A 17455-nucleotide genomic window follows, 5' to 3' on the forward strand; every position below is an offset into this window, starting at 1 on the left:
GTCGTCGATGGCTACCGCTTCCTCCTTGCGCGAACGACCGATGGTCGATCCGTCCGCACCGCAAGCTGACATCATGTCGGACGGCGCGATCGAGGCGGGTATCAAGCGCGCAACCGATGCGCTTCTCACGGCACAGAAAGCTGACGGCCACTGGGTCTTCGAGCTTGAAGCCGACGTCACCATCCCGGCGGAATATGTGTTGCTGCGCCACTATTTGGCCGAGCCCGTTGACTCTCATCTGGAAGCTTTGATCGCCACCTATATCCGCCGCCGTCAGGCACCCCATGGCGGCTGGCCGCTCTTTCATGACGGGGCCTTCGACATGAGCGCATCCGTCAAGGCTTATTTCGCGTTGAAGATGATCGGCGATGACATCGAGGCGCCGCATATGCGTCGTGCCCGCGAGGCGATCCTGTCGCGAGGCGGCGCCGCGCGCAGCAACGTCTTTACCCGCGTTTTGCTGTCGCTCTATGGGCAGGTGCCGTGGCGCGCCGTGCCGGTGATGCCCGTCGAGATCATGCTGCTGCCGCGCTGGTTCCCTTTCCACCTCGACAAGGTATCCTACTGGGCCCGCACCGTCATCGTGCCCCTCCTTGTTTTGCAGGCGCGGAAGCCGCAGGCGCGCAACCCCAGAGGCATCGGCATTGGCGAACTCTTCGTCACAGCGCCCGACAAGGTGCGCGAATGGCCAGCCGGCGCCCATCAGGCCTGGCTGCTGGTCAAGCTCTTCGGTCTCCTCGACAAGGGTCTGCGTCTGGCCGAACCCTTCTTTCCAAAGCGCTCTCGCCAGCGCGCCATCGACAAGGCGGTGGCGTTCGTGCGCGAGCGCCTCAATGGCGAGGACGGGCTCGGCGCCATTTTTCCCGCCATGGCCAATGCGGTGATGATGTTCGATGTTCTGGGATTTCCCAAGGACGGAGCGGATTACGCCACCGCCCGCCATGCGATCGACAAGCTGCTGGTCGACAAAGGGGATGAAGCCTATTGCCAGCCCTGCGTGTCACCCGTCTGGGACACCGCTCTCGTCGCCCATGCTTTGCTGGAGACCGGCGACAAGGCAGCGCTTGCCGCATGCCGTCGCGGGCTTGATTGGCTGAAGCCGCTGCAGATCCTCGATGTCAAAGGCGACTGGGCAACACGTCGCCCCGATGTCCGTCCGGGTGGCTGGGCGTTCCAATATGCCAATCCTCACTATCCTGACCTTGATGATACCGCCGTCGTTGCCATGGCGCTCGACCGCGCCGGCGACGGCACGCCGGCCACCGATCGTATGGGTGATAAGGCGGCGATTGCCCGCGGGCGTGAGTGGATCCTCGGTCTGCAAAGCCGGAATGGCGGCTTTGGCGCTTTTGACGCCGACAACACCTATCATTACCTCAACCACATTCCCTTCGCCGATCATGGTGCGCTGCTTGATCCGCCAACCGCAGACGTGACGGCACGCTGCATCTCGATGCTCGCGCAGCTTGGTGAGCGCATGGAAACCAGCGAGCCGCTGCGGCGCGCCGTTGATTACCTCCTTTCCGAGCAATTACCCGATGGCAGCTGGTTTGGCCGCTGGGGCATCAACTATGTCTACGGAACCTGGTCGGCTTTGTGCGCCCTCAATGCCGCAGGCTTGACCGGCGAGCATCCCGATGTCCGCCGGGCCGCCGACTGGCTGACTTCCATCCAGAACAAGGATGGCGGCTGGGGTGAGGATGGCGACAGCTACAAGCTGGCCTATAATCGCTATGAGGCGGCACCCAGCACCGCCTCGCAAACCGCCTGGGCGCTCCTTGGCCTCATGGCGGCCGGCGAGGTTGATCATCCCGCAGTGGCACGAGGCATCGCCTATCTGACGGCCCATCAGGCCGCTGATGGTCTATGGCCGGAGGACATCTACACCGGCACCGGTTTTCCGCGCGTCTTCTATCTGCGCTATCACGGTTACGCGAAATTCTTCCCGCTATGGGCAATGAGCCGCTACCGCAATCTCAAGGCCGGTAACGGCAAGGCCGTCCTTTGGGGCATGTAACTCCTCCCCGGCCGGTCGTGCTCGCTGTCTGCGGGCTCAGGGCGGAGGCACGGATTGCTTCCGGCCTGGGCGTTGCATCCCTTGCCTGCGGCGGTGATGCGCCAACCCTGGCGCGCTGTCTGCCGCAGGAATATGACCGGCTGCGACCTGTCGGATTGATGAGCCTCGGGATCGCTGGCGGGCTTGATCCCCGATTGACGACGGGCGATGTGCTGATCGGCTCGACTGTTATCGCCGATGAGGCGCAGTATGAGTGCGATGTCGCCTGGCGTCGGGCATTGGTGCGATCACTGCCAGGCGCGGTTGTAGGTCCCCTGGCCGGCGGCGACCATGCCCTGGCAACACCCGCTGACAAATCCGCGCTTTACCATCGCACCCTCGCCCGCGCCGTTGACATGGAAAGCCAGCATGTCGCCCGCTTTGCCAACGTTCATGGCCTGCCCTTCGCGGCGTTAAGAGTGATCGCCGATCCGGCTGATCGCGCTTTACCGAGCGCTGCCCTGGTGGGATTGAAACCTGATGGCAGCGCAGCCATCCTGAAGGTGATCCTGGCGCTCATGAAAACGCCGGCGGAGCTGCCGGCGCTTCTGCAGGTGGCAAATGACAGCCGTCATGCCATGGCCCGTTTACTCAGCAGCCGCCTTTGCCTTGGCCCCGGCCTTGGTTTCCCGGATTTCGGCAAGCTTGTTCTGGACATGGCGTGAGAAGACAAATTCCGGCGGGCGCTGCTTGTCGAGCGGAATTTCCGGCGCGAATTCGCCCTCCGTCTTGACCCCGCGCAGCGCCACCATGGCAGCCACCCATGGCCGGCGGATGGTGTCCTTCACTGCCGTGCCTTCAAAGCCGCAATGAACCATGCAATCGGCGCATTTTTCATAATTGCCGACGCCGTAATTATCCCATTCGGTGGTATCCATCAGCTCCTTGAAGGTCTTGGTATACCCTTCGCCGACGAGATAGCACGGCTTCTGCCAGCCAAAGACGGTGCGCGCCGGCATGGACCACGGCGTGCACTCATAAGTCTGGTTGCCGGCCAGGAAGTCGAGGAAGAGGGTGGACTGAGTGAATGTCCAGCGCTTTCCACCATCGCCGCGGCGCAGAATGTCGCGGAAGATTTCCTTGGTCTTGGAGCGGTTGAGGAAATGCTGCTGGTCGGGCGCCCGCTCATAAGCATAGCCCGGCGACACCGTGATCCCGTCGAGGCCGATCTCCTTCATGTAATCGAAGAATGTCGCAGCCTTGGCCGGATCGGCATTGTTGAACAGCGTGCAATTGATCTGGACGCGGAAACCACGCGATTTGGCAAGCTTGATCGCTTCGATGCAGGTGTCGTAGACGCCCGTCTGGCACACCGAACGGTCATGCATTTCCTCGTCGCCATCCAGATGGATCGACCAGGTGAAGTACGGGCTCGGCTTGTACTGATCGATCTTCTTCGACAGCAGCAGCGCGTTCGTGCACAGGATCACGAACTTCTTCTTCTTGAGAAAACCCTCGACAATCTGCGGCATCTCGCGATGGATCAACGGTTCCCCGCCGGCAATCGACACGGCAGGCGCCCCGCACTCGTCGATCGCGTCCATGCATTCCTGGTAGGACAGGCGCTGGTTGAGGATCTCATCGGGATAATCGATCTTGCCGCAGCCGGCACATGCCAGATTGCAGCGAAACAACGGCTCCAGCATCATCACCAGCGGATAGCGCTTCCGGCCGCTGAGTTCCTGCTTGAGAATATAGGAACCGATACGAACCGTCTGTCTGAACGGAATGGACATCTCATACCCTCACTTGGCGTAGGCCGGGGCATTCGCCACCGACAATTTGCGCGCGCACGCGGGCGCGTTGCGTTCAAGTTCCGCCGGCAGGCGGAATTCAATGGTTTCCTTGATGCCGGGCAGTGTCGTCACCTCGACCGGCGACACTCGCCCCAAGGCGGCGATCACGTCCTCGACCAGGACTTCAGGCGCCGAGGCGCCTGCCGTCACACCGATCGTTCGCGCATCATTGAGCCAGAGCGGATCAACATCATTGCCGTTCGCCACCAGATAGCTCGGCACGCCAAGATCGCGACCGATCTCGCATAACCGGTTGGAATTGGACGAATTGCGCGCGCCGACGACCAGAATGACATCCGCAATGCCGGCCAGCGCCCGTACCGCCTGCTGGCGATTCTGGGTGGCGTAGCAGATATCGTTGATATCCGGGCCTTTGAGATTGCTGAAACGGCGCTCCAGGGCAGCGATGACGAGGCGTGTATCATCCACGCTCAACGTCGTTTGCGTCACATAGGCAACCGGCGCATCATCCGCCAGCGCCAGGGCTGCGACGTCCGCAACGCTCTCGACGATATGAACCGGGCCGTCGATCTGGCCGATGGTGCCCTCGACTTCCGGATGACCGGCATGGCCAATCAGAATGACCTCCCGCCCCTGCCCGGCATAGCGCTTGCCCTGTTTGTGAACCTTGGCGACCAGCGGACAGGTCGCATCAAGCACATATAATCCGCGCTCGTCCGCCTCGTCCTCAACCAGCCGCGAGACGCCATGGGCACTGAAGATGGTGACTGCGCCGCTGGGAACGGACGTCAGATCCTCAACGAAAATGGCACCTTTTTCTTTCAGACTTTCAACGACATGGCGGTTATGCACGATTTCGTGCCGAACATAGACAGGCGCGCCATGCAGGGCCAGCGCCCGCTCCACGATGTCGATCGCGCGCACCACGCCAGCGCAAAATCCACGCGGCTCGGCCAGCACCACTTTGAGGGACTGCGTGGTCTCCATGGCGATGCTCTCAGGCGCCAACCGAACGCAGCACACGCTCGGCACGCGAGGGCTCGACCAGTCTGACGATGGACGACACGATGCCTGCCGCATCAAGCCCCGCGGCGCGATACATGGCATCAGGTGAATCATGATCCTGGAAGAGATCGGGCAACGTCAGGGTGCGGACTTTGAGGCCGTTATCGAGCAGCCCATTGGCCGCCAGATGATGGAGCACGAAGGAACCGAAGCCACCGATGGAACCCTCTTCGATGGTGATCAGCGCTTCATGGTTTTTCGCCAGGCGATCAACCAGAGCCGCATCGATCGGCTTGGCAAAGCGCGCATCGGCAAGGGTCGTGCTGATGCCGAGTTCGGCCAGCATCTCCACCGCCTTCATGGTTTCACCAAGCCGCGTGCCGTAATTTAGAATGGCAACCCTGGTCCCTTCATGCATCACGCGGCCCTTGCCGATCTCCAGGATCTGGCCACGCTCCGGCATGTCGACACCCAGCCCCTCGCCGCGCGGATAGCGGAAGGCGATCGGACCCGCGTCATAGGCAACCGCAGTTGCCACCATATGGACAAGCTCGGCCTCATCGCCCGGCGCCATCAGCACCATATTGGGCAGGCAGCCGAGATAGGCGGTATCGAAGGAGCCGGCATGGGTGGCGCCATCAGCGCCCACAAGACCGGCACGATCGATGGGAAAGCGCACCGGCAGATTTTGCAGCGCCACGTCATGGACCACCTGGTCATAGCCGCGCTGCAGGAAGGTTGAATAGATGGTGGCAAACGGGCGCATCCCCTCGCAGGCGAGACCGGCGGCAAACGTCACCGCATGCTGTTCGGCGATGCCTACGTCAAAGGTGCGAGCCGGGAAGGCCTTGCCGAAGAGATCGACGCCGGTGCCCGACGGCATGGCGGCGGTGATCGCCACGATCCGCTCGTCGCGCTCGGCCTCCTTGATCAGGCTTTCGCCAAACACCTTGGTATAGCTTGGCGCATTGGCCTTGGCTTTTTTCTGGGTACCCGTCTCGACATCAAACGACACAACACCGTGATAGCGGTCCGCCGACGCTTCGGCTGGGGCATACCCCTTGCCCTTCTGTGTCACCACGTGAACGAGGATCGGCCCGTCCTTGGCGTCGCGCACATTGCGCAGGACCGGCAGAAGATGGTCAAGATTATGGCCGTCCACCGGGCCGATATAGTAAAAGCCCAGCTCTTCAAACAGCGTCCCGCCGGTGACGAAGGTGCGTGCATGCTCGACGGCGCGCGTAATCGCATTATCGATGGTGGCGCCGAAATGCTTGGTCAGCTGCTTGCCGATATCGCGCAGCGACAGGTAGGTACGACCTGACAGGATGCGCGCCAGATAGGCCGACATGGCGCCAACCGGCGGGGCAATCGACATGTCGTTGTCATTGAGGATGACGATGAGCCGCGAGCCAAGCGCACCCGCATTGTTCATCGCCTCATAGGCCATGCCAGCCGACATCGAGCCATCACCGATAACGGCGACCACATTGAAATCGTCACCCTTGAGATCACGCGCCACCGCGTAACCAAGCGCCGATGAGATCGACGTCGAGGAATGCGCTGCGCCGAACGGGTCATAAACGCTTTCGGAGCGTTTGGTGAACCCTGACAATCCGCCACCCTTGCGCAGGGTGCGAATACGATCACGCCGTCCGGTGAGTATCTTGTGCGGATAGGCCTGGTGGCCGACATCCCAGATCACCTTGTCGCGCGGCGTATTGAACACGTGATGCAACGCCACCGTCAGTTCGACAACACCAAGCCCCGAGCCCAGATGGCCTCCGGTCAATGAGACGGCATCGATCAATTCCGCCCGCAACTCGTCGGCAACCTGCGCCAGCTTGGTATCAGGCAGCAGACGCAGATCAGCGGGCGTCGAGAGGGTATCGAGAAGCGGGGTTGCACTGGCCATGATCAGGCTCCTGAATTTTGTCTCGGGACGCGTGTCGCAAAACACGTAAATCCCATCGGCGGTAGGACGGTCGGTTGGTCCGTTGGCAGCGAACGCGACGTCAGGTTCACGTTTTCGATGAGAGGCTTTTCGCACAGTCCACAGCGCTTGACCAGTTGGAATCTTAACGGTTCAGTGACGATGTGCTCTTCACGTCACACTCGCTCTCAGCCGCCATCCATGCTCTCATTATCGGGTCGCTGGCAGTGATCAATGATTGAACAAAAAGGCAGCCTGCGTTAGCTCACAGGCTGATTTGCGGCAAAAGGCGGGGAGCGCTGGTTTTGTTGACCTCATTCATCGTTGCCGTGGTCCGCCTGTGCTTGCGGCATCGATGGGTGGTCGTCATCGCCTCTGTCGCCTTGATGGCACTCGGCGTTCGCCACGTCATCAACCACTTCGCCATCAATACCGATTCGGGCAAGCTGATCAGCGAATCCGTACCATGGCGCCAACTCGAAATTGCCTTCGATGTCACCTTTCCCAGCCGGACCGGCCTGACTGTCGTGGTGATCGACGCATTGACGCCGGAAGCGGCCGAAAACGCCGCCAACCTGCTCAATGAACGTCTTGGGCAATTACCTGAGGTGATCCGCTCCTCGCGCCGCCCCGATGGCGGGGATTTCTTCAAGCGTAACGGCCTGCTGTTTCTGAGTACCGCGGAAGTGAAATCAACAACCGAGCAATTATTCCGTGCGCAGGCTTTCCTCGGTACCTTGGCCGCCGATCCGTCGCTGCGCGGTGTCATGGATACGCTGTCGCTGGCCGCCCGCGGCGTTCGCGAGAAAGAAACCACTATCGACAGTCTCGACAAGCCCCTGTCATCGATTGCCGGGGGCTTCGAGGCCGCTCTTGCCGGCAAGCCACCGGCCTTCTCGTGGCGCGAACTTTTCACCGGAACAGATGCCAGGGAGCGCGACAAACGACGCATCCTGCTCGTCCAGCCCGTTCTCGACTACACCGCGCTTGAACCTGGCCAGATCGCATCAGAGGCGATCCGCGAGGCAGCACATAGCCTGAAACTCGACGAGCAAAATGGCATCCGCGTGCGCTTGACCGGCCCGGTGCCGCTGGCTGACGAGGAATTTGCCACTGTGGCTGATGGCGCTGCACTCAACGCAGCCATCACCGTGCTGGCGGTCGTGTTCATCCTGTGGCTGGCGCTGAAATCGCCACGGATCATGTTTGCTGTGTTCGCCTCGCTTGTAGTGGGCCTTGCCGCCACGGCAGCGCTCGGCCTCATGATGGTGGGCAGTCTCAATCTCATTTCAGTCGCCTTTGCCGTCTTGTTTGTTGGTCTGGGAGTTGATTTCGGCATCCAGTTTTCGGTCCGCTATCGCGATGAGCGGCACCGCAACGACAACATCGACGCGGCGCTCTGTGATGCTGCCGGCGAATCCGGCCGCCCGCTGCTGCTCGCCGCTGTCTCGACCGCCATGGGGTTCTTTTCGTTTCTGCCAACCGAATATCGTGGCTTGTCCGAGCTTGGTCTCATTGCCGGTGTCGGCATGCTGCTGGCTTTCGCCACCTCGATCACCCTGCTGCCCGCCCTGATCAGCCTGCTGCGCCCCCGCGGCGAGACGGAGGCGATGGGTTACGCCATTCTCGCCCCCGTTGATCATTTCCTTGCCCGCCACCGCCGTGCCGTTCTCATCGCCACCGCCATCATCAGCATCGGCGGCCTGCCACTGCTCGCTTTCCTGCGCTTTGATTTCAACCCGCTCAATCTGCGCAGCCCGAAAGTTGAATCTGTCTCCACCTTCCTCGACCTGTCGCGTGATCCGCTCACGAGCCCTAACGTCATCGATATTCTCTCGCCCACCCTTGATGACGCCAACGCTCTGTCGGTTCGCCTCGAGACACTGCCGGAAGTCGATCACGTCCTGACGTTGAGCGACTTCGTGCCCTCCGGGCAGAAAGAAAAGCTCGAACTGATCGAGGATGCGGCAGCACTTGTCGGCCCGACACTGGCGCCGGGAGAAACCAGGCCAGCGCCGGGCGATGACGAACTGATCATCTCGCTGCAGCGGACCGCCGCCGATCTGTCGGCGTTGGCAAAGGCAAGTCCAGGCAAGGATCAAACCATCGCCCGGCTGGCCGAGGCGCTGGAGAAACTCGCTCAGGCAGCGCCTGCTGTGCGCGCCAGGGCCAAGGCAGCCTTCGTGCCGCCGCTTCTGGTGACGCTCGACCAGCTGCAGGCCGCGCTGCAGGCAAGCGCCGTCACCCGTGCCGATCTGCCGCCAGACCTTGTCGCTGACTGGATCGCGGCTGACGGCAGCGCTCGTCTCGAAGTCGCACCCAAGGGTGACGGCAATGACAACGCCGTGCTGCGACGCTTTGCCGATGCGGTACGGCAAATCGCACCAAACGCCACCGGCGTACCCGTCTCGATCCAGGAATCAGGAAAGACGGTCGTCAACGCCTTTCTTCATGCCGGCGCCTTCGCGCTGATCACGATTTTGATCTTGCTATGGGTCGTGCTGCGCCGGCTCTCCGACGTGCTGTTGACGCTGATACCGCTCATTCTTGCAGGCGTCGTCACGCTCGAACTGTGCGTCGTCTTCGGCCTGCCGCTCAATTTTGCCAACATCATCGCCTTGCCGCTGCTGCTGGGCGTCGGCGTCGCCTTCAAGATCTATTTCGTCATGGCGTGGCGCGCCGGCGTCACCGACCTGTTGCAGTCAAGCCTGACACGCGCTGTCTTCTACAGCGCCATGACAACCGCCGTGGCCTTCGGCAGCCTGTGGTTGTCCAATCATCCAGGCACGTCCAGCATGGGCCAGCTTCTGGCTTTGTCATTGGTGACGACGCTTGCCGCCGCCGTTCTCTTCCAGCCCGTCCTGATGGGCCCACCGCGCGTCATCAAGCAGGTGCGGGAGGGATGACCTCCTCAAGACGCGGGTGCAGCACTTCCATCGAACAATGTGGCAATTCGAACATAACGCCGAATGTCCATCTCGTGTCGGGTAGGACGGCTGCCCCGGGGCGAGATCGGTATATCTCATCTCGACATCTGGATCTTAACTATGCAAAAAAAAGCAGTTAATGCCGCATGTTGTCATCTGATGCTATCACCGAAAAATTCATGACGAACTTTCGTACCATATCGCCTCACCCGTCGACATTGCCTCGGAAGCGCCGTTTTATTTCGCTGACTCTTTCGTGATGAGTGAAAAGAGAGGATTTGTTTCGATGTTCAATGAGTTCGTTGATCGGGGCTTGACCAACTGCACGACGACGACGGGATGATTTCGCGCCGTTCGTTCTTGAGATGGTTGAGTGGCATTGCGGCAGGCTGCTTTACTCTGGGAAGTTATGCCTTCGCGATTGAACCTGGCTTCCGCCTCTCTGTTGTGCGCTACAAGATGAGGCCGCCGCGCTGGACGTCGAACCTATCGCTAAAAATCTGCATCCTGGCCGATCCCCATTGCGTCGAGCCACATATGCCGCTGGCGCGCTGGCAACGCATCATCGCCGCGGCCAATGAGACACAGCCCGACCTTCATCTTTTACTTGGAGATTTCGCCGCTGGGCACCGTTGGCGCACGGGCACTGTGAACGTAGACGACATTGCGAAAGCCGCCATGGCACTTGAGGCACCCTTGGGCACGTACGGCATCTGCGGCAACCACGACTGGTGGGACGATAAAGCGGCACAGAAATCTGGAGTTGGGCCGACCTATACCGAGACGGTCTTTACTGCCGCCGGTATACCCATGCTCGAAAACCGTGCGAAGCGGCTCGAACACTTAGGCCACCCTTTCTGGCTGACCGGCACGTCATCAATTTTGGCGATCAAGCGGCGTTCCGATCGCTATGAAGGCCGCGCAAAACTCGCGGAAACATTGGCGCAGGTGACAGATGACGCGCCAATCATTCACCTCGCCCACGAGCCCGATCTGTTCGTCGACATGCCGTCGCGCGTATCGCTCACACTAAGCGGCCATACCCATGGCGGACAGGTACGTCTTTTCGGCTATTCGCCGGTGACGCCATCACGTTTCGGTAACCGCTTTGCCTACGGCCATATCGTCGAAGGCGGGCGCCACCTTCTTGTCTCAGGCGGGCTTGGCTGCTCAATCGCGCCCGTCCGATTTGGTGTACCACCCGAGATCGTCGTGCTGGAGCTCGGTTCCGCCGACCATCAGGACTACACGGATTTGAGACAGGTGCGAAGGATGCCCGCTTTCCATGACAGTAGCGTCGCTTGATGAACCAGCCTCAGGCGTCGGCAAATCCGCCGAGCCTTGCGCCGCTGGCTTCAAGGGCCTCACGGCATTCGGACGCGGTAAGCGCTTCGAATTCTTCGCGATAGCGCGCACCGGGCACCGCGAAGCGGAACCCCCCACTTGTTGCCGGGTGGCAGTAAATCTCGCTGAAGCCGTCGGGCAGGTGTTCCAGAAGGGCAGCGAGCCGTGGCGCTGTCAGCGCACCGGTGAAGGCAAGGCCAAAGACCTGATCGGGGACCGTAATACCCCGTCGCCGCGCCTGCTGTGCCAGCCTCCTCGCCCATGGCTCCATCACCAAACGCACCGGATTACTGATCATTGGCTCGATTTTGCTGACGATATCGAACGGCTCCAGCGGCACGCGCAGTGCCGTCATGCCGAAGGCTTTTCCGACGTCGAACACGAGTTCGGCGATCGTCGGATGAAGATGGAAATGCTTGTGGGCATTGACGTGATCGAGCCTGAGCCCGGTCGCGGCGAAGGCTAGGAACTGTGCTTCGATCTCGGCGCGCATTTGCCGGCGCACGCTGGGTTTGAAGAAAATCGCAGCACCAAACCGCGCCATATCGCGGCGCAGCACGCCTGTCGCATCGACCAGGCCGGGAATGCGGGCGGCCGGCAGGCAGGGCAGTGCTTCCGCGAGCGTGAGATGCAGCCCGACATGGAGCGTTGGTATGCGCTTTGCGATCGCAACCGCCTCCGCCGCCGCTGGCGCGCCCACCATCAAGCTCGCGGCAGACAGGATCCCGTCGCGATGAGCGATCTCGACTGCCGCGTTGACCTCGCCCGACAGGCCGAAATCATCGGCCGTGACGACCAGTCGTTTCAGTTCACCGCCTCGCGACGCTCACGCAGGAAGTGGAAGAATTCGACCCCCTCGCGCAGACGGCGCTTCATCATCGTCGGGCTCGCCACCATCTCACCGACGATGGAGGCGATCTTGCCGGCGCGGAAGTAGAAGCGCTTGTAGAAATCCTCGACCGAGGTGAAGATTTCCGTGTGGCTCAGATGCGGATAATGCAGCGGCGCGATCTGCACCCCATGCTCGTCGACCAGTTCCGCATTGGCATCGTCAAGCCAGCCATTCTTGCGGGCCTGATCGAAAAGGAAGGTGCCGGGATAGGGCGCGGCGAGTGACACCTGGATGGTGTGCGGGTTGATCTCGGTGGCAAACTTGATCGTCTCTTCGATCGTCTGCTTCGTCTCGCCCGGCAGACCCATGATGAACGTGCCGTGGATGGTGATGCCGAGTTCGTGGCAATCCTTGGTGAAGCGGCGCGCAACATCAATCAGCATGCCCTTCTTGATGTTGTGCAGGATCTGCTGATTGCCCGATTCATAACCAACCAGCAGCAGCCGCAGCCCGTTGTCGCGCAGCACCTTCAGCGTTTCGCGCGGCACATTGGCCTTCGCATTGCACGACCATGTGATGCCGAGCTTGCCAAGCTCCTTGGCAATCGCTTCTGCGCGCGGCAGGTCATCGGTGAAGGTATCATCGTCAAAGAAGAATTCCTTGACCTGCGGGAAATTCGCTTTCGACCAGACGATTTCCTCGATCACGTGCTCGACCGAGCGTGTGCGATAGCGGTGCCCGCCCACCGTCTGCGGCCACAGGCAGAAGGTGCAGCGCGATTTGCAGCCCCGCCCCGTATACATCGAAATATAGGGATGCTTCAGGTAGCCGATGAAGTACTTCTCGATTTCAAGGTCGCGCTTGTAGACCGGCGTGACGAAGGGCAGGAGATCCATATTCTCGAGGACCGCCCGATCCGGGTTATGGACGATCACGCCTGAGGAATTGCGATAGCTGAGCCCCTTGATCGCCGACCAGTCCATACCGTCGGCGACATCCTTGATGGTGAAATCAAATTCATTGCGGGCGGCGAAATCAACCGGCAGCGCGCCCTCAAGGCTTTCCTGCGCCTGGACCGCCACCTTGGCACCGATGAAGCCGATCTTGAGAGCCGGATTGGCGTCCTTGAGGGCCTTTGCCGTCGCCACATCCGATTTGAAGGACGGCGTCGAAGTGTGCATCACCACAAGATCAAAATTCTTCGCCTGCGCCGTCACCGCAGCAAGCGAGGTGCGATGCGGGGGAGCATCGATGAGCTTGCTGTCCTTCACCAGCGCCGCTGGCTGGGCAAGCCAGGTCGGGTACCAGAACGAGGCAATCTCGCGCTTGGCCTGATAGCGCGAACCCGCACCACCGTCGAAGCCGTCGAAGGACGGTGCCTGTAAAAACATTGTCCGCATCACAAACCTGTCTTCTCGCTTTGTCTCATGGTGCCGTCCGACATGACGACATAACGCTGGCCCCGCCAATCCACCGCCCGCGCAAAGAAACACGTAACAAACACACCAAAGGATAGCGTGTCGCGCAAGGGGCCAAGCCAGTAACGCGGCCTTGGCAGGGAGAAAGAGCGGGCGATGTTTATATGAAGAATGAGCCGGCAGGCAATAGCCAGCACAACGATAGCCGCACTCGTGATATTCAACCCGCTGACAACAAATGCAATAATAGACAGAGGAAGCGTATGCGTAATGGCCGATCCGGCAAATCCGACCGGGTCGACGAGGGCGATTGTCCGCGCCCAGCGCATTTCGTGGGCAATCATCGCCCGCAAACCCGACTCGCCGCAGCAATGGGCAATCGCCATCGGCGGAATGGCAATCGCCAATCCCTGCCGGCGCACCGCCTCGCCCAGCGCATAATCGTCGGCAAGATGGTTTGCGACCGCCGCAAAACCACCGATGGCCTCGAGCGTCTGGCGACGCAGGGCAATCGTCGAGCCGAAACAGGGATGCGCCAGGCCCAGAGACAGCCCGACGAGGACGTTGGGCAGGAAATGCGTATCGATGGCCTGCACCGCCACCTGCGACCAGAACCCGGCAACGGCCTGGCCGCGGTAGAGGCAAGTGACAAGACCGACACCAGGCTGATCGAGCGTCGAGACCACGATATCGAGATAATCAGGCATCACCCGCATATCGCTGTCGGCCAGCACGATGATCTCGTGGCGTGCGCGCGCGGCCATGTTGATGAGATTTGAAACCTTGCGATTGGCACCATGCTGACGCTCGTCAATGACCAGCACGATGTCACGATCCGGCATCGCTGATGTAAGCTGGTGGATGATCGCAATCGCCGAATCATCGGGCCGCTGCACGCCGAAGATGATCTGCACTGATCCGGCATAGTCCTGACGGCAGAAACTGACCAGGTTTTCAAACAGCTCCGGCTCATCACCGTAAAGCGGTTTCAAGATAGTAACACTTTGATTTTTATGAGTTTTTTTGTTAATTCTGTTGGCAAAACGGCGCGCCGCCACTCCTGCTCCGAGCGTGTAGACGCAACTCGTTATTGCAGTGATGGTGCAAAAAAGCCACAGCCAAGACACTACCAACCCCCTATGGTTTACGCGGGCGATCAAGCGACTCGTCCTGAGTAGCCTAATTTTTTAACGCTGCCAGCCCAGCGTAGGAACTGGCGGCCTCATCGAATAAGCAAGCTGATGTTCCAGCAGGTAATTTTTTTGAACGTGCAGCGTTATATCGGGGAAGGGACTGGGTTCTTGAAGGATTTGATCGGAAATTGGCACGCGGCAAACGCACGCAGTAAGTCCGCTTTGCGGCTTGTGCTTTTAGGCGGCGTTCTGGCAACCGGAGCGTGCGTTCCGTTAATGGATTCGCAAACGCGTCAGAACGCTCTGGCTGTCCGCGCCCTTGACACCCGCGATCAGTGGGAAGAAGCCAATCGCGCCCAGTTCGAACGCAATAAATTTGTGAACGACATAGCTATCAGCCCGGCGGCCCGCACCTATCGCACCATCGTTCCGCAGCCGCTCCGTGATCGTATCGATACCGGATCCAACAATCTCGATGAACCGCGCATTTTTGCAAATAATCTCCTGCAGGGCCGGTTTGACGCCGCGCACAAGACGTTCGGGCGTTTCCTGGTCAATTCGATCCTCGGCCTTGGTGGCCTGTTCGATGTTGCCAGTTTAGGCGGCCTTGAGCGCCAATCGGGTGATTTCGGTCAGACACTGTTCGTCTGGGGATTTGAAAGCGGGCCCTATTGGGTCATGCCGGTCTTCGGCCCAGCAAATGTGCGCGATGGTATCGGCCGCATTGTCGATATCGCCGGCGATCCCATTCAGTGGATCTTGCCGAAATGGGTCGGAGAGTGGCCGCTGACTGGTGTCAGCGTTGCCGCAGGACTGGGACAGGTCGAGCTTCTCGATGATCTCCAGCAAGGATCTGTTGATCCCTACGCCCGTTTCCGCAGCACTTATTTGCAAAATCGCGCCGGCGAGCTGGCGCAGGCGGCCGGTATCACTATTGTTCCTGAACTGGTGGAAGCCGAACCTGCCGCTGCACCTGCCGCCAAAAAGCCGCGTGGAAAAAGCAAGGCAAAGCGGCAGCGTTGAGTGTTCCCAGTTCACAGGGGCAACAGCGTCGTTTAACAGCGTCGACTTATGTCAGTGCCGGCGCGTTTGATCGTGGCGGAAAACGAACACTTATCGCCAGCAGTCTGGAGCTCCGGAACCGTCGTCCGGTATGCGGTCAGTTCTTGCCATCAACCCATATCCGCCATGGAATGGCGCATCTGATCAGGCCAATGAAAGCCGGATGCCGCTCAGACTGCCTCGCCAAGCAGTGACGAGCCGCGCTGTTCGAGGGCAGCAACCAAAGCCTTGGGTCCGCCTGATTCAAGAATGGGTGCAAATTCCGCGCGCCGTGTTGCCACTTCGCTGATCGTGCCATTGAAATAAAGATCAATCACCTTGCCGCCCCGCATCAGATAATCGATACGTGTCGGTGACGAGCCAGTGCGTGAAATGCGCGTCTTGACGATCACCACGCCGCCTCGCGATTCTGTTTTTTCGTCAACATCAAAAACTTCGCCGGCAAAATCCCCGATGCGCCGCGCGAAATTGGCAATCAGCAACCGTGCGAACGCTGCCTGCACGCGACCCTGTTCGCCCCCCAGAGATGCCCAGCCAGGCCCAACCGCTGAACGCGCCATGCCATTGAGATCAAAGGCGCGCGAGACCACGGGGCTGAGGCGATTATAGCGCTCCTTCACGGATGCCGACGAGATCTGCTTCAACAGCCCTGCCAACTCGCGATAATAGCTGCGCACCGCATCAACGCCATCCGACGCTGCCGCCGGCCGCACGGCAAAAAAGGCGCCGCCTGCAGCGCCTGCAACAAAAGAAAGGAACTGGCGCCGGGAATTTTGCGAAATCATGTAATCTCCACCAGACGACACCCCTGAGGCCTCGTCGCTTGTCTCGTCATCACCGACGTTGCGGTTCCTCTAACCGTTAAAGAAGGCGGCGGCAAGGAATTCCTGCCACAATTCATGGCAAATTTTACACCCCGATTTCGATTACGAATTTGAATTGGTTTGAAAAGTTTGATCCTGCGCCGCCTTGGCGCGACGAGCCAATTCCCGGGTCTCCAGCCGATGCCAGACGGCCAGACCGGGCAGGCCGAGAAGCAGTTCCGGCACCCGCTTGACCAGCGACATGGCGATCGCGACGTGGGGAGGCAGCCCGAAAACGGCGCAAAGAGCGATGAACCCGCCCTCCTGCACGCCAAGCCCGCCCGGTACCGCAAAGGCCGCCCCGCGGACCGCCTGACCAAGACTTTCGATCACCAGCGCTTCGCCGATCGACACCGGGTAGCCGAGGAAATAAAGGACGATCCACACTTCAATGGCACCAAAAAACCACGTCGCCATGTGCAGCCCCACGCACGCCGCAAGCCGCGCCCGCCGCCTGTAGATATCCTGAATATTGACGTGGAGGTCTGCCACCTGACCGAGCGCCGCCCATTTTTCCTTTTCCGCCAGACGCATCAGCTGGCGCTCCAGCCAGTCGAAGGCGCCAAAGCGCTGGGCGATGAAGAAACCGAAGACACCCGGGATCAGGATCAGCAAACCGATGGCCACGTAGCGCACGATCTCCTGATCCCCGTCGATGACAATCAGGATCGCCAGACCCGCTATGGTAAATGCCAACTGGGTCGCCACCTGGACGAACATGTCGACAACCAGACTGGCCCCTGCCCGCCCGCCGCTGACACCCCAGAACGTCAAAAGCCGCGCGCCGACGATTTCGCCGCCGACCTGCGCTACCGGCAGCAGGGTATTGATCGATTCACGCATCCAGCGCAGCAGCATGCAGATCTGCGGCGCCACCTGATTGGGGCCGAGCACCAGAAACCACCAGGCGCATCCGACCATGGAGATTGCAACGATGCGCGCAACGACCACGAGGCCGACACCAAAGCCCACCTGCCGCACGGCCTCGATGATGTCTCGCCATCCGAAATGCAGCGTGATACCGACAAGCAGCACCAAACCCAGCGCGCCTGCCACAGCAATCAGTCGCATGAACCCTGTCCGTGTCTGAATTTGCGCGCCATTTCAGCGCCGAGGAGCGCAAAA

The 17455-nt window shown here is 60.4% G+C and carries 13 protein-coding genes; 5 read left to right on the plus strand and 8 right to left on the minus strand.

The features are described 5' to 3' along the window. Positions 1 to 40 precede the first annotated feature (40 nt). Positions 41 to 2017, plus strand: a complete 1977-nt coding sequence (gene shc, locus ACINK1_RS14010; RefSeq protein ID WP_376801520.1) for a squalene--hopene cyclase — start codon at positions 41 to 43, stop codon at positions 2015 to 2017. A 17-nt stretch (positions 2018 to 2034) separates the two neighbouring features. Continuing rightward, complete coding sequence (locus ACINK1_RS14015; protein ID WP_376803376.1) at positions 2035 to 2721, plus strand: phosphorylase; 687 nt, start codon at positions 2035 to 2037, stop codon at positions 2719 to 2721. Here the strand turns inward: ACINK1_RS14015 and hpnH are convergent. From hpnH to dxs, 3 genes are read right to left on the minus strand one after another with little or no spacing between them, the layout of a single operon-like run. After that, complete coding sequence (hpnH, locus tag ACINK1_RS14020; protein WP_376801306.1) at positions 2644 to 3792, minus strand: adenosyl-hopene transferase HpnH; 1149 nt, start codon at positions 3790 to 3792, stop codon at positions 2644 to 2646. The genes ACINK1_RS14015 and hpnH overlap by 78 nt on opposite strands. Positions 3793 to 3801: 9 nt before the next feature. After that, positions 3802 to 4800 carry a 4-hydroxy-3-methylbut-2-enyl diphosphate reductase gene (gene ispH / locus ACINK1_RS14025; protein ID WP_376801308.1) on the minus strand — a complete coding sequence of 333 codons (999 nt, stop codon included), beginning with the start codon at positions 4798 to 4800 and terminating at the stop codon, positions 3802 to 3804. Positions 4801 to 4810: 10 nt separating this feature from the next. Then, positions 4811 to 6733 (minus strand): 1-deoxy-D-xylulose-5-phosphate synthase, encoded by a 1923-nt coding sequence (dxs, locus tag ACINK1_RS14030; protein WP_376801310.1) that lies wholly within the window; start codon positions 6731 to 6733, stop codon positions 4811 to 4813. A 323-nt stretch (positions 6734 to 7056) separates the two neighbouring features. Here dxs and ACINK1_RS14035 point away from each other — a divergent pair, with 323 nt between their 5' ends. Both ACINK1_RS14035 and ACINK1_RS14040 read left to right on the plus strand, forming a co-directional pair. Further along, positions 7057 to 9657, plus strand: a complete 2601-nt coding sequence (locus tag ACINK1_RS14035) for an MMPL family transporter (RefSeq protein WP_376801311.1) — start codon at positions 7057 to 7059, stop codon at positions 9655 to 9657. Positions 9658 to 10017: 360 nt separating this feature from the next. Further along, positions 10018 to 10983 (plus strand): metallophosphoesterase, encoded by a 966-nt coding sequence (locus ACINK1_RS14040; RefSeq protein WP_376801313.1) that lies wholly within the window; start codon positions 10018 to 10020, stop codon positions 10981 to 10983. A gap of 10 nt (positions 10984 to 10993) precedes the next feature. Here the strand turns inward: ACINK1_RS14040 and hpnK are convergent, their stop codons facing one another. Genes hpnK through hpnI form a run of 3 tightly spaced genes read right to left on the minus strand, consistent with a single transcriptional unit; the run spans position 10994 to position 14399 of the window. Further along, positions 10994 to 11830, minus strand: coding sequence for a hopanoid biosynthesis-associated protein HpnK (hpnK, locus tag ACINK1_RS14045; RefSeq protein WP_376801521.1), 837 nt, complete (start codon positions 11828 to 11830; stop codon positions 10994 to 10996). Then, positions 11827 to 13254, minus strand: coding sequence for a hopanoid biosynthesis associated radical SAM protein HpnJ (gene hpnJ / locus ACINK1_RS14050; protein ID WP_376801314.1), 1428 nt, complete (start codon positions 13252 to 13254; stop codon positions 11827 to 11829). The genes hpnK and hpnJ overlap by 4 nt, the downstream gene beginning before the upstream one ends. Next, on the minus strand, positions 13254 to 14399 hold the full coding sequence (gene hpnI / locus ACINK1_RS14055) for a bacteriohopanetetrol glucosamine biosynthesis glycosyltransferase HpnI (RefSeq protein ID WP_376801315.1): 1146 nt from the start codon (positions 14397 to 14399) through the stop codon (positions 13254 to 13256). Before hpnI ends, hpnJ begins: the two co-directional genes overlap by 1 nt. Positions 14400 to 14681: 282 nt before the next feature. On the opposite strand from hpnI, the gene ACINK1_RS14060 reads away from it, so the two are divergent. Further along, on the plus strand, positions 14682 to 15428 hold the full coding sequence (locus ACINK1_RS14060; RefSeq protein WP_376801316.1) for a VacJ family lipoprotein: 747 nt from the start codon (positions 14682 to 14684) through the stop codon (positions 15426 to 15428). A gap of 209 nt (positions 15429 to 15637) precedes the next feature. On the opposite strand, the gene ACINK1_RS14065 is transcribed toward ACINK1_RS14060, so the two are convergent. Then, positions 15638 to 16252 (minus strand): ABC transporter substrate-binding protein, encoded by a 615-nt coding sequence (locus ACINK1_RS14065; RefSeq protein WP_376801317.1) that lies wholly within the window; start codon positions 16250 to 16252, stop codon positions 15638 to 15640. Between the two features lie 141 nt (positions 16253 to 16393). Beyond that, positions 16394 to 17401 carry a flippase-like domain-containing protein gene (locus tag ACINK1_RS14070; RefSeq protein WP_376801319.1) on the minus strand — a complete coding sequence of 336 codons (1008 nt, stop codon included), beginning with the start codon at positions 17399 to 17401 and terminating at the stop codon, positions 16394 to 16396. Positions 17402 to 17455 lie beyond the last annotated feature (54 nt).

This window comes from Raskinella chloraquaticus (SeqCode) (assembly GCF_021731865.1).
Taxonomy (GTDB): Bacteria; Pseudomonadota; Alphaproteobacteria; order Rhizobiales; family UBA4765; genus Raskinella; species Raskinella chloraquaticus.